The following is a 13,015-nucleotide window of genomic DNA, read 5'->3' as shown; positions in this document are numbered from 1 at the left end:
ACGCCTTCCCCTCGTCACACTCGCGAGCCAGTTCGACCACCGCAGACGTCACGCATCCGTTTTCAACGATGAGACCTCGTCGTCGCGTCGTGCCGCTGAAATGAGCCGAAACCCGAGGCGACGCTGGACCCACGAATTAGCTACCGGCGCAACACTTGCGAGGGCAGCACCGATCCGCATCTCGAAGGGCGCGACCACTACTTCGGCAACATTGGATTCGATCGCACGGATCACGGCGGCGGTGACCTGCTTCATCGGAGTCGTACGCAATCCGGGCGGCAACCGTATACCGCTGTCGGCGAACATTCCGGCCTCTCGAACGAAGCCGGGCTCCACCAATGACACGCCAATCCCGCTCCCGTGTAGATCCTCTCGCATGCCCAAGGCGAACCCGCGAAGGCCGAACTTCGTGGCGTTGTAGACAGCGGTGTCACCCGCCGCGACCTTCCCCCCGATCGATCCCATGAAAACGATCTGACCCACGCGCCGGTTCTGCATCGACAGAGCTACCTCACGCGCCATCAGCATCGGCATCCGCAGGTTGACCGCGACGATCCCCTCGAGGTCGTCCTCGCCGAGTTCCAGCACCCGCCCCGCGCCCGGATGCCCGGCGCCAGCAATGAACACATCGACTGGACCAGCCGCGTGGAGCAGCTTCGTCACATCGTCCCGAGTGCTGAGGTCCGCCATGAAGGTCACCGCATCCAGTTCGGATGCCAACTGATCCAGGACGTCAGCACGACGGCCGGTCAGAATCAGCTCGGCCCCTCGTGATTTCAATGATCGGGCGATCGCTTGACCGATTCCGCCGGTAGCGCCGGTCAACAGAACCTTGGCCCCCGCCAACTGCAGTCCTCTACCCATCCGGGCATGCCTCCTCACGATTCGTCAAGGTACGGAGCCCGCCACACGACACGACCGCCGACATCCCCCACATCGCCCTACCGCCGAGGACTCCACCAAACTTGGATGGCGCCAAGGCTAGCGCGTATCCCTTACCCACGCGAGACGAGCAAGCCCCTAATTGCACTGCCCTGACAGCTATTTCGCCTTTCCTTGTCCGCGCTACGATGTGGCAACAAGGACAGATCGGGGTGACATCGCACCCACTCGATGAAGCAATGTTATTGCTTCCCCGCTCAACTCGATCGATGGATGGCCTGTTCAGCGTCCCGGAGGGACCGGAGTCGACATGGTCTCCTGGAGCCACAGCTGGCACGAATACCGTTGCTGTGCAATCGATATGGCGGGCACGTATGCCGCGCGACGCGACTCAGGCATCTGAGGCGATGCTTCACAGCGTTTGAGCAGTCCAGGCGGATCAGATGGTGGGCGCAGAAGTCGGCCCCCAATATCAACTGCAGCCTGACAATCAGCACCGACCTGCCACGCAGCCTCCGCAGCGGCGTCGCATCGATCGATTCAGTCCTCGATCGATGGGATGGGGTGCTGCACTCGATCGGATCGCCGCCAGACCCCCGCACCCGACTGGCTCGTCCCGCGAGCGAAGTAATCCGGCCGCGAATCGGGGGCGACCTATTCACCTGCCGCGCGTCGAACCACGCCCTTCCAGAAGTCGGGATAGTGCTTGGCGTCGAGTTGATCGCCGGACATCAGCACCAACCAGGCCAGCAACACCGCGGCAGCTGCGGGCGCGGCCGCCACGGTGCCGATGCCGAGAGGTATGGAGACGATCCACAGGGGTCCGAGTCCGAGAGACAGCTTTTCGACCGGTCCCACCCATCGCTTGTTCGATTTCTCCAACTTGCGCAGTCGTTCTCCGCGGCGGCGCCGGTCCTGTGCGGTGGCGCCCGGCGCGGTGAAGGCATCGTAGGCGCGGTCCCCCACGTCGCCGGTGTAGTACATGTACGACATCAGCTGGGCGATCCCGAGTCGGTCGCGGGTACTAGCGCCGCCGGTGATCAAGGCGCCGACATCGCTGGCTACGCGCGCCTGGCGGGTGCCCAGGACCTTCAGCAGCATCCGGCGCGCCAGCCGCAGCGCGCTACGCACCAGCGCCGAGATCCGGTGAGGCAACCCGTCGATCGCCAGGTCGATCTGCCATTCCCCGAGCCGTTCGAGCAACTGGCGAACTGTGTCCGCCGCGCCCGGCACAACCGCACCGACCAGCGGAGCGGCAAGCAACCCGGCGAACACGCTGCGCGTCGCGTCGGCCGACTGGAACAGAATTTTGCGAATAACATCGCCGGCGACATGCTCTGAATAGACCTCGAACGGCGGCAGCGCGGGGTCGTCGTCAGTGCCGCCACGAAGCAATGCGAGCAGACCACCGCTACCGGTAGAGGCTTCCAACAGGACCGTGCGCTCCGAGCTGGGCCAGCCCGGAATATCACGCAACCGGGGATTGCCCTCGATCCAGTCGAGCGGCTGCGCGAGGGCGAGTTCGGACATGACTGCCCAATGCAGCAGGGTGAGTGCAGATTCCGAGGACTGGATCTCCGGCTCGAGTTCTCGCTCGAACATCCGCCTACCCTCCAGCGAGGCCTCAAGTGCAGCGGACGCCGCGAACCATTCTCTTGCGGCGGCTTCGACACCGGTGATGGCCTGGTCGACACACAATCCGCTATCGGGCTCGTCGGTACGCCGGTCAAAGCGCGCGTAGTTCACTGCCTCAGCCACGCCGGTGATCGCCCGCGAGATGCGGTCGACCTGCGGAAGAAGGTCCTGCGGAATCGCCACCGCCTGAGCTAAGCAGAAGCCGACGTCCGCACGAGCAAAACCGGGATCTCACTACGGTCGTCGTCTTGGTGCCAACTCCTGCAGTGATCAGTCTTCACGCGCCGTCGACAGGCGAGCTGGGCCGTTGCCGAACGCAAGCCGCGATTTGCTCGGATGGAGCGATATCGACGGTATCGACTGTCTGATCTCCCGAGATGGGAGCGGAGCCGCGTAGACGTGGGCAGCGGTGAAACTCTTGCTGTACAGCAGTAATAGGAACTTCGAGGAATTTACCGGGAGACTTGAACACAGGTCAAGTGGTCGCAGGTTCAAATCCTGTCAGCCCGACACCGGCCAGGACGGCGGCTGGTTCCGAGTATCCCGGTGAACGCGGTCACCCCGCTCGCCAGCTTACCCGTACCGGATTCGTTGTCCCACAACAGCCTTTAAGGAACCATCCCCAGCTGCCCCGACAGCAGTGCCCACATTCCTGCCAGCAGATCCGCGGTGGTGCGGGTCGGGATCATCATCGCGGTGATGAACCTTGAGAACGAAGCCGCCATCACCAACACCGGCGGCGTCCCGAACTGCCCGGCGCCCAATGGAATTCGTGCCGGAGAGAACTACAGATCACACTGTGCCTGATCACCGGGCCGATCTCTCGCAACTGGGCGTACCCGCTGCCTGTCGACAACGCCGTGCACCCGGAGTACGTGCCCCGGCCCACAACGCCTGGATCGTCGGCGGGCCGTCATACCAGGACGTTGCAGGTCGAAGCTTCCGACACGGTTCCGAAATTCGCTAAGGGGAGCTCGAGGGCCGCTCTCTCACCGTGTCCGGATAGCAGCTCTCACTGGACCGAGTTGAACAACTCTTCTGGCGCGTTCGGTGATGCGAGACGCGACGCCAGGGCGTCGGGCAGTGCATCAAGTGCCTGCAGGGCGCTTGTGAGGTCCGGGCGAGAGACGAGTGAGGTGATCTTGCCGTTCTGGACGGTGAAGAAATCGATGCTCGACATCGGCACGTGGTGGCCGGCATCGCTGACTCCGGTGAAGTGATTGCTGGTTTCCGTCCAGCGGACCACGACGGTATCTCCCTCGGCCACCATGAGGTCGATCTGGATCTGGATGTTAGGGAAAGCCTCCAATGCCTGCTCGGTCATCGTGTGGATCGCCTGGGCCGACAGCGAGGGCATAGCCGCGGCTGCGGCTGCGCTCGGCTGTGCCACTGCCTCGAGCCCCGTACTGCCGGCGGCGTCGAGAGTGCCCTGGCTGTCGGGGGCGAAGAGGTCTGCGATGGCGGTCACATCATGTTTGTTGACTGCCTGATCGAAAAAGCTCTGCACTACCGCTTTGTTGGCGTCGAGCGTGCCTGCTGCCGCGGGTGTGGACATAATGATTCTCCTCTTATCATCGATGAGCCTTTCCCGGTCTGACCCAGGCGGCTCATACATCTGCACATCGAGTGCGGTCAAGGTGATCTGAAGCGGCTTTTTACACCGACCGAGGCCGTGAGATCAGGTAGCCGCATACCAACTTTCCCCAGCAACCTCCATGATTTGCAAAAACGAAACCTATCGCTCAAGTGTGCACTTCCATTCGAAGTCCGGATGCCATTTTGTCCCAATTTTTCACCCGGTCCACTGAGCAGCAGAATGGGATCGAGATGGATCAGTCGATATGAAGGTTGCATGCAGACAAAAAGACCGAATACCCGTGTTTCTACGAAAGCAGACTTCACCGAGAAAAGAAAACAACTGCGCGGTTCGGTGGCGTCGCCCGTGGCCGGCTCGATCGGATCCCGCGGTGCGCACCTTCGTGTCAGCCGTGAACCCCACCGTCAAGACCACCTCCACACCCGCGTGGGCCACCGATGCCACGTTGTCTGACGAGGACTCGAGCCGGGAGGCTTCTGGCGGTCGGACGCGGAGATCGCCCCGGCGTCGGCGATACAGCGGCTGGCGAGCGGTGGTGATCGAAGAATCTTGAGCCGAGTTGCGTTGAGCCCCTTGACCATACGAGTCCCTCCAGGAATTCTGACCGGAAGGCAATACCGGACCGGCTCTGCGCGAGAATTCGCACTCCGAGCCGGTCACGACAGGGGCACGAAACCCGGATAATTAGCCTAAAAGTAGCCGCGGATACATCCGCACTCGATGCACCCTATCGATATTATCGGCTTGTCGAATACCGATCTGCTGCGGATCGAATTCAACTAACGATCAGTTGTTCAGGTTGATGAATCAGGTTCGGTATCGATGGCCGGCAAACCTGGGAATCCGGATCAACAATGGCCGTCGCGGATATCGCCGATCCGCCTGCGCCACTCCGGCCGTTGAGAGAACACGACCGGAATGCCGCGCATCGCAGCGGCGCCGACACACTCGGAATGCAACCTTCGATGTTCGACGCGGAGGACAGGCCGCCGCGGCGGTGCGCACATCACTACCGAAGACCGCGTGCCCCAATCGATTTCAGAGCGTACCGCTATCACTGATACGTGGAGATGAGCACGGGGCGAGCACGCGGGCACACACGTCCGGACCAGCGCGGAAAGCTCGCCATTCGTCTAATACTGACCAGTCGGTCGCCTATTCGAAACAAGCCTGACGCGACTTCGAAAGGCGCAGGAAAACAATCCGAGGAATACTCGATACCGTCGATAACTATGTATCGACGGTAGTGTACATCCTCTGGTAACGTCAGGCGAGTTCGCTATAACTTCGATCGCTGGTCCAGGAGGCGCCGCCCAGGTTCTTGCTCTGCAGAGTCGCAGCCTTCACTGTTGCCCCGAATTATCCGATGTACATATTGGAGAATTCCGTCCAAAAGAATTGAAGCGCCCATCGATGTGCGTGCCATCCATTTATGCCGTCACATCGAATTCAACTCGCGTTGAAACTGCACAGTCTCGGGAGTCGATGGGGGAAACGGTGATCGATCAATCACCGGGCGACTGCTGGGTAGCAGTGGATGGACAGGCTTGTCCAAGCAGTTCAGGCACAGGGGGGTCTGTCCCGAACTGCTCCAGGAGGAGAGGTAGTGGAATTCCTGATTCTCGGCCCGTTGGTTGTCCGCTCGGGGGAAGGCGAGGTGGCTATCTCGGCACCACGGCAGCGCATCGTATTGACAACGCTGTTGCTCAATCCCAATAAGATCATTTCCGTTGACCGCATCGCACAATTCGTCTGGGACGATCCCCTGCCACCGAGTGCGGCGGCCACGGTCCGCACCTATGTCATGCGGTTACGGCGAGCACTCGGCCCGTTCGGAGTAGAACGAATCCAGACGCGTGCACCTGGCTATCGAATCCAGATACACGACGACGACACCGACCTCGGCAGGTTCCTGTCCCATCGGCGGGCAGCCAAGACACTCGCCGAGTCGGGGCAACTCGCGGGCGCGGTGGAAGAACTCGACCGCGGGCTGAGCCTGTGGCGCAGCGACCCGTTCACGGATGTACCGTGCACCCGGTTGCACGAGTCCGAGAGCGGCCACCTGCGCGAGCTACGGCTGCAAACTCTGGGCTGGCGGGTGGATATGCAGCTCGAACTGCACCGACATGCCGAGATCCTGCCCGAACTACGCCGAGTCGTGCGCGAACATCCGCTCAATGAAGCCTTTGTCGGCCGGCTCATGCTGGCACTGTTTCGCGCCGGGCAGCAACCGGAAGCGCTCGAGCTGTTCCAGCGAGTCCGAGACGACCTGATCGGGCAGTTCGGCATGGAACCGGGCTCGGAATTGCGCGAGATGCAAGCCCGCATCCTGCGCGGCGAAGACGGATCAGTGATCACCATCGCACCTCCCCCGAACAGTGATCCCCCGGCAGCAGGCGCGGAGATACCGCTGCCCGCGCAGCTTCCTCCCCGGGTGCGGGATTTCATCGGCCGCGACAGTGAAAGCCACGAACTGACCGAGCTGCTCATCACGCGATCGGACCCACGGCAAGCGGCGGCGGCGGGCATCGTCACCGGGGCCGCCGGCATCGGGAAGACAAGCTTGCTGCTACGGGTCGCGCACGCCGTCGCCGACGAGTTCCCCGACGGGCAGCTCTACGCGAGTCTCATCGGACCGGACGGCTCATCGGTCGATCCCGGCGCGCTCGCCCTGCGATTCCTGACCAGCCTGGGTGTGCCTCGCGCGGCCATCCCGGACAGCGATACCAGCCGACTTGCGCTCTATCGTTCCGTAGTCGCCCAGCGCCGGGTATTGATCGTGCTCGACGATGTCTGCGACGCCTCCCAGGCGCGTCCACTGCTGCCCGCCGGCGGCGACAGCCGCAGCCTGGTCGGCAGCCGCCGGCGTCTCGCCGACCTCGACGGGTCTGTCACCATCGCGCTGGCACCACTGGACGAGCAGATCGCGATGGACCTGCTGGCCGGGATAATCGGCAAGGAACGGGTCGACAATGAGATCGAGTCGGCACGATCTGTCGTACAGGCCTGTTCCGGCCTGCCCCTGGCATTGCGCATCATCGGCCTGCGCCTGCTCAACCGGCCGAATCGCAGGCTGGACGACACCGCGCGCAGGCTCGCCGATCCCCAGCGAATCCTGAACGAACTACAGGTCGGGGATCTCTCGATCCGTGCGCCGCTGGACCGCTGGTACCGGGCACTGGGCCACCGCCCGAAGGACGGTGACGAGCTGCGCAAGGCTTTCCGCTGGCTCGGCATGATCTCCAGCCGCCACATCCGCCCGCACACCATCGCCGTACTGCTGGAGTGTTCCGAGAACCGGGCCGAGGATCTGCTGGAGGAGTTGGCAGAGGTACACGTCCTGCGCGGGCCGAACCGCGGCCACTACACCATTGACCGCTTGAGCTGGGCCTTTGCTCGCGAGCGCCTCTACCAGGAGGAGCTGTCGGGGTACTATATCGCCGCATTGCGGCGCCTGAGCCAGCACGGATACCCGACGGACGTGCCCTTCGGGCCCCCCGAACGACTCCTGTCCTGACCGGGTGCGCGGTACCGGGCGCGGACAGCCGACGTCACGCCCGGTACCGCGCACCCGGTCGATCCGACCGCGGGCCGATCGCCCGGCTCGGCCCGGATGCCTCGAAATGATCCGCGAGCAGAGCCAGCACGCCGGTGGCGCTACTGCTCAGAAAGAAGTGGCCGCCGGGAAAAACCCGCATGTCGAACGGGTCGCCCGAATGGTGGACCCACTCCCGTGCCTCCTCGACGGTGGTGTGCGGATCCCGGTCTCCGGTGAGCACCGTGATCGGGCACGGCGGCGGGCCGTCCGGGGCGAATCGGTACGTCTCGACCGCGCGATAGTCGCTGCGCAAGGCGGGCAGGATCATCGCCAGCACCTCCGGATCCTCGAGCAGCAGAGACTCGGTGCCGCCGAGTGCACGCACCTCGGCGGCGATGCCCGCATCATCGCGCAGATGCACCATGTCTCCGCGCTGCAGGTGCGGGGCGCGACGCCCGGAGGCGAACAGGTGCAGGGGCCGCTCCGGGCTGTCCCGCCGCAGACGCCGAGCTACTTCGAACGCGATGACTGCGCCCATGCTGTGCCCGAACAGTGTCAGCGGCTCTGCTGCCCACTTCCGCATGAGCTCGTGGATTCGGTCGGCAAGCTCACCGATGTCTCCGATGCCGGGCTCATTGCGCCGGTCCTGCCGACCGGGGTACTGCACGCCGACGACATCGACCTCCGGCGCCAGCGCCCGCGCCACCGGCAAGAAGTAACTCGCGGCGCCGCCCGCGTGCGGAAAGCAGACGAGCCGGTGCCCGGCCCGATCCGCAGGCGCCAGCCGTCTGAACCAGTTCTTCTCGTCGTCCATGTTGTCCATTTCGCTGTTCCGTTGCGATCACAATCCGCCGGTCCGGCAGGCAGCCCGGGCACCGTCACGGGCCGACGCGTGTTGCGGCGAAACGCGCGGCGGAATTCCGGTGACAGGCACTTCCAGCAGCGTATTGCCGGGCCGTGGCTCGCGGATTCCGCCGCGATATCGCACGGGCCCCGCACCGGACACCTGGGCGCTACCGAAACGCTATCGGCCCCTGCCAGCATCGAGATCGCCCACGGTGCACACACCAGGCGAGAGATGGGCACCCTCTTGACCGCTCCCTTACGAAGGATCATCGTGGCCGATCAGATAGCAGTCACAGCGCAACTCACCGACTACATCCGGCACGTCTCCCTCCGGGAGGACGAGATTCTGCGCGAATTGCGAGCGGAAACCGCGGACCTGCCAGGTGGGACGGCCATGCAGGTGCTCGCCGAGGAGGGACAACTGCTGGCACTGCTCGCCGGACTCGTGAACGCACACGCGATTCTGGAGATCGGCACGTTCACCGGCTACAGCACGCTGTGCCTCGCGCGTGCGCTGCCCGCCACGGGCCATCTGATCACCTGCGACATCACTGACCGGTGGCCCGCGATAGGCGTCCCGTACTGGGGTCGCGCGGGGGTGGGTGACCGCATCGAGTTGCGGGTCGGTGAGGCCTGCGCGACGCTCGAGCAGTTGCTGGCCGACGAGGGCCCGGGCCTGTTCGATCTGGTGTTCATCGACGCGGACAAGGCCAATTACCCTCGGTACTACGAACTTTCACTCGAACTCGTCCGGCTCGGCGGCCTGATCGTGGTGGACAACACTCTCTTCTTCGGGCGGGTGGCCGATCCGGGCGCGCAGGATGCGGACACGCAGGGCGTGCGCGAGCTCAATGCCCTCCTGCGGTCCGACAACCGTGTGGAGATCAGCATGCTGACCATGGCCGACGGCATCACCCTGGCACGCCGGCTCACCTGAGCGCGGGCCACGTTCAGTCTGCCGAGTTGCCCCACCAAAACAACTTGCGCTGCAACGGATCCGAAGGTGACGACCGATGCGGCCCACGAATCCCCGGATATCGGTGCCGAAGTCCCGGCGAGACGCGGCGACCGCTTCTCGCCGGGACTGAGGTTCACGATCGGCGCGCGGCTTCGGGTGCGCTTGCCGGTGCGCAGATCGAGTCGGTCGTTTCCAGCCGCGTCGTTGCCGACCCGCTCCATTCGGCGGGAAGCAGGTGCAGTCGCTCGACGCCCGCGACCTCGGGTGCGGCCAGGGCATCGCGGCAGTGACACGGTTCATCGTCGAAGCCGGCGAACCGGTAGGCGATCTCCATCATGCGGTTGCGGTCGGTGGGGCGGAAGTCGGCTACGAAATGCACGCCCGCCCGGTGCGCGCGATCCCCGAGCCAGGCGAGCAGGGTCGAGCCCGCACCGAACGATACGACCCGGCACGAGGTCGCCAGCAGCCTGAGATGCCATACGCTGGAATGCTTTTCGATCAATATCACGCCGACCGCACCGTGTGGTCCGAAGCGATCGGACATGGCCGCAACCAGGATCTCGTGCTTCGGATCCCGCAGCAGTGCGCGCAGTGTCGCATCCGAGTAGTGCACACCGGTGGCGTTCATCTGGCTGGTGCGCAGCGTCAGCTCCTCGACCCGCGACAGCTGCTCCTCAGTGGCGGGCCCGATGTGCAGCACGAGCTCGAGCGAGCGCAGGAAATCCTCGTCCGCACCGTCGAATTCGGTGCGTTCGGCGTCGCGGCGAAACCCGGCCTGGTACATCTCCCGGCGGCGGCGCGAATCGACCGTGCTCACCGCCGGAGTGAATTCGGGCAGATCGGTGAGCGTCGCGGCCGCCTCCGCCGGGTAGCAGCGCACCTCGGGCAGGTGATAGGTCACCTCGGCGCGTTCGGCGGGTTGATCGTCGATGAACGCGATGGTTCCCGGCGCGAAGTTCAGCTGCTCCGCGATACGGTGCACCGCGTCTGACTTGCGCCCCCAGCCGATCTCGGGCAGTACGAAGTACTCGGCGAGTCCGAGCGCTTGCAGCCGCGCCCAGGCCGGGTCGTGGTCGTTGCGGCTGCAGACCGATTGCAGAATGCCGCGGGAGTCCAGTTCGACGATGACGTCGCGGATGGTCTCGGCGAGCACCACCTCACCGTCTTCAAGCAGTGTGCCCTGCCACAGGGTGTTGTCGAGGTCCCAGACCAGGCACTTGATCGTACTCACCTGCGCGGGAACAGCTTCCGTCGTCATGACCACCTCTCCGATCAGGCATTGGCCAGCACGTGATCGGCCAGCAGCAGCTGGCACATCTCGTTGCTGCCCTCGATGATTTCCATGCACTTGGCATCGCGGTACGCGCGCGCCACCGTGTGCCCGTCCCGCGTCCCCGCCGAGGCCAGGACCTGTACGGCGACCGCCGCGCCGTGCGCCGCCTGGGTGGCGCCGACGTGCTTGGCGAGCACGGTGGCGAGCACCTGATCCGGCGACCCCTCGTCCCAGCAGCGACTGGCGTACTCGCAGGCGCGGGCCGCGATCTGCTCGGCGACCAGCAGGTCGGCCAGGTGCCGGGCGATGAGCTGATGACCGCCCAGCGTCCGCCCGAACTGCTCACGTGATCTGGCGTGCGCCCCGGCCGCCGCCAGGCACGCGCGCAGGATGCCGACGCAACCCCAGGCCACCGACATCCGGCCGTAGGCGAGAGCCGTCGTCACCACCAGCGGCAGGAACTGACCGCCGTCACCGAGCAGGTGCGCAGCGGGCACCCGCACCTGCGCCAAGCGCAGGTCGGCATGGCCGGCCGCACGGCAACCCAGCGGATCCTCGATCCGGTCCACCCGCACGCCGGACGCATCCGTCGGCACCACCACCGCCCCGGCGCCGCCGTCGTCCATAATGCCCACGACGACAACAAGATCGGCGTACGCCGCGGCCGTCGACCAGGTCTTGTGACCGTCGACTGCGACCTCGTCGCCGGCGCGGACGATGCGGGTCCCGATGGCCGACAGGTCGCTGCCCGCGCCGGGTTCGCTGAAGGCGACCGCGGCCAGTTCCCCGCCGGTCAAACGGGGCAGGAATTCGGCCTGCTGCTGCTGGGTGCCGAGCCGCGCGATGGTCCAGGCCGCCATCCCCTGCGAGGTCATGATGCTGCGCAGCGAGGAGCATAGGCTGCCCACGTGCGCGGTGAACTCCCCGTCCAGGGCGCTGTCCCAGCCGAGGCCGCCGAGCGCGGCCGGGACCTGCGGGCACAGGTATCCGGCGGCGCCGAGCTTGGTCAGCAGGTCCCGGGGCAGCAGTCCGGTGCGGTCCCAGTGCTCGGCCTGGTCACCCACGAGGTCGGTGGCGGCCTCGCACGCCGCGAGCAGTCCGCCGCTCACAGTTCGCTCCGGAGCCGCTCCACCAGCGCCACCATATTCACTACGGTGCGAAAGTTGTCCAGCCGCAAGTCTTTTCCCCGGATGGCGATGCCGTAGGTCTTCTCCAGAAACACCACGAGCTGCATGGCGAACAGGGAGGAGAGGCCACCGGCGGCGAACAGATCGGCCTGCGGACCCCAGGATCGCTTGGTCTGGGTGTCGAGGAAAGTCAGCACATCCTGCTGGATGTCCATGCTCTCCGCCTGCTCGACCTGGGTATTCGTTGCGTCCACTGTCTTCTCCTCAGTTCGTGTACTCATAGAAACCGCGGCCGGACTTGCGGCCGTGGTGGCCCAGCCGGACCTTCTCCAGCAGCAGGTCACAGGGGCGGCAGCCCTCGTCACCGGTGCGGGCGTAGAGAACCTGCAGCGAATCGACGAGGTTGTCGATGCCGATCAGGTCGGCGGTGCGCAGCGGCCCGGTGCGATGGCCCAGGCAGTTCTCCATCAGGGCGTCGACGTCCGCGGCGGTGGCGGTGCCCTGCTCGACGACCCGGGCCGCGCCGTTGATCATCGGGTGCAGGACGCGGCTGGTGACGAAGCCCGGGCTGTCCCGGACGACGACGGCATCCTGCCCCAGCGCGGCCAGCGCACCCTCGAGCGCCGCCATGGTGTGCGCACCGGTGCGCGCCCCGCGGATGACCTCGACCGTCCGAATCAGGTACGGCGGGTTCATGAAATGGGTGCCGACGACGTCCTCGGGCCGCTGTGCGAAACCGGCGAGCTCATCGATCGGGATCGACGAGGTGTTCGAGACCAGCGGGGTGCCGTGGGCCACCACCGCCGAGATCTCGGCGAACACCTTCGCCTTGACGGTGAGGTCCTCGGTGGTCGCCTCGATGACCACCGAGGCGGGGCCGAGGTCGGCGATCGCGGTGGTCGTCGTCAGCGCACCGGCCGCCTCGTCGTCCGCGAGCCGGCCCATCAGCTGGGCCATCCGCAGTTCCGCCGCGATTCTGGTGTGGGCCTCGCTCAGCCGGGTGTCGTCGACATCGACCAGGATGACCGGCAGCCCGCGAACCAGTGCCAGGGTAGCGATACCGACGCCCATGACGCCGGCGCCGACCACCGCGATCAGCTGCCCCTCCGGGGTGCCGGACTCAGGTTCCGTTTTCATCGATAGGCCTTCCTCTCAATGC

10 protein-coding genes are annotated in these 13,015 nt (G+C 65.2%); 2 read left to right on the top strand and 8 right to left on the bottom strand.

Going from position 1 to position 13,015, the window contains the following annotated elements; all coding sequences use genetic code 11:
* Nucleotides 1-48: 48 nt before the first annotated feature.
* The 3 genes from OG326_RS22415 to OG326_RS22405 form a co-directional block, all read right to left on the bottom strand.
* The gene (locus OG326_RS22415) at nucleotides 49-864 is read right to left on the bottom strand and encodes an SDR family NAD(P)-dependent oxidoreductase (protein WP_327139061.1); all 816 of its coding nucleotides are present in this window, start codon (nucleotides 862-864) and stop codon (nucleotides 49-51) included.
* 672 nt (nucleotides 865-1,536) lie between these two features.
* Nucleotides 1,537-2,700, bottom strand: a complete 1,164-nt coding sequence (locus tag OG326_RS22410) for a hypothetical protein (RefSeq protein ID WP_327139060.1) — start codon at nucleotides 2,698-2,700, stop codon at nucleotides 1,537-1,539.
* Between the two features lie 829 nt (nucleotides 2,701-3,529).
* Nucleotides 3,530-4,072 carry an ester cyclase gene (locus OG326_RS22405; RefSeq protein ID WP_327139059.1) on the bottom strand — a complete coding sequence of 181 codons (543 nt, stop codon included), beginning with the start codon at nucleotides 4,070-4,072 and terminating at the stop codon, nucleotides 3,530-3,532.
* A 1,648-nt stretch (nucleotides 4,073-5,720) separates the two neighbouring features.
* Here OG326_RS22405 and OG326_RS22400 point away from each other — a divergent pair.
* Nucleotides 5,721-7,631, top strand: a complete 1,911-nt coding sequence (locus OG326_RS22400; RefSeq protein WP_327139058.1) for an AfsR/SARP family transcriptional regulator — start codon at nucleotides 5,721-5,723, stop codon at nucleotides 7,629-7,631.
* A 34-nt stretch (nucleotides 7,632-7,665) separates the two neighbouring features.
* Here OG326_RS22400 and OG326_RS22395 read toward each other — a convergent pair whose 3' ends face one another.
* A complete protein-coding gene (locus OG326_RS22395; protein WP_327139057.1) occupies nucleotides 7,666-8,475 on the bottom strand; it encodes a thioesterase II family protein in 810 nt (269 codons plus the stop codon).
* 294 nt (nucleotides 8,476-8,769) lie between these two features.
* On the opposite strand from OG326_RS22395, the gene OG326_RS22390 reads away from it, so the two are divergent.
* On the top strand, nucleotides 8,770-9,435 hold the full coding sequence (locus tag OG326_RS22390; protein WP_327139056.1) for a class I SAM-dependent methyltransferase: 666 nt from the start codon (nucleotides 8,770-8,772) through the stop codon (nucleotides 9,433-9,435).
* 154 nt (nucleotides 9,436-9,589) lie between these two features.
* Here OG326_RS22390 and OG326_RS22385 read toward each other — a convergent pair whose 3' ends face one another.
* From OG326_RS22385 to OG326_RS22370, 4 genes are read right to left on the bottom strand one after another with little or no spacing between them, the layout of a single operon-like run.
* Entirely contained in the window at nucleotides 9,590-10,714 is a 1,125-nt protein-coding gene (locus OG326_RS22385; protein WP_327139055.1) for an HAD-IIIC family phosphatase, read from the bottom strand.
* Nucleotides 10,715-10,728: 14 nt separating this feature from the next.
* Nucleotides 10,729-11,838 carry an acyl-CoA dehydrogenase family protein gene (locus tag OG326_RS22380; RefSeq protein ID WP_327139054.1) on the bottom strand — a complete coding sequence of 370 codons (1,110 nt, stop codon included), beginning with the start codon at nucleotides 11,836-11,838 and terminating at the stop codon, nucleotides 10,729-10,731.
* A complete protein-coding gene (locus tag OG326_RS22375; RefSeq protein ID WP_327139053.1) occupies nucleotides 11,835-12,110 on the bottom strand; it encodes an acyl carrier protein in 276 nt (91 codons plus the stop codon). The genes OG326_RS22380 and OG326_RS22375 overlap by 4 nt, the downstream gene beginning before the upstream one ends.
* Nucleotides 12,111-12,120: 10 nt before the next feature.
* Nucleotides 12,121-12,993 (bottom strand): 3-hydroxyacyl-CoA dehydrogenase family protein, encoded by an 873-nt coding sequence (locus tag OG326_RS22370; protein WP_327139052.1) that lies wholly within the window; start codon nucleotides 12,991-12,993, stop codon nucleotides 12,121-12,123.
* Nucleotides 12,994-13,015 lie beyond the last annotated feature (22 nt).

This window comes from Nocardia sp. NBC_01327, from assembly GCF_035958815.1.
GTDB lineage: Bacteria > Actinomycetota > Actinomycetes > Mycobacteriales > Mycobacteriaceae > Nocardia.
This window is presented reverse-complemented; position numbering and strand designations above follow the sequence as displayed.

Bases quoted from the DNA above. Each gene is read 5' to 3' on its own strand.
- OG326_RS22395 (WP_327139057.1), bottom strand. From the start codon at position 8,475: ATGGACAACATGGACGACGAGAAGAACTGGTTCAGACGGCTGGCGCCT.
- OG326_RS22370 (WP_327139052.1), bottom strand. From the start codon at position 12,993: ATGAAAACGGAACCTGAGTCCGGCACCCCGGAGGGGCAGCTGATCGCG.
- OG326_RS22385 (WP_327139055.1), bottom strand. From the start codon at position 10,714: ATGACGACGGAAGCTGTTCCCGCGCAGGTGAGTACGATCAAGTGCCTG.
- OG326_RS22415 (WP_327139061.1), bottom strand. From the start codon at position 864: ATGGGTAGAGGACTGCAGTTGGCGGGGGCCAAGGTTCTGTTGACCGGC.
- OG326_RS22405 (WP_327139059.1), bottom strand. From the start codon at position 4,072: ATGTCCACACCCGCGGCAGCAGGCACGCTCGACGCCAACAAAGCGGTA.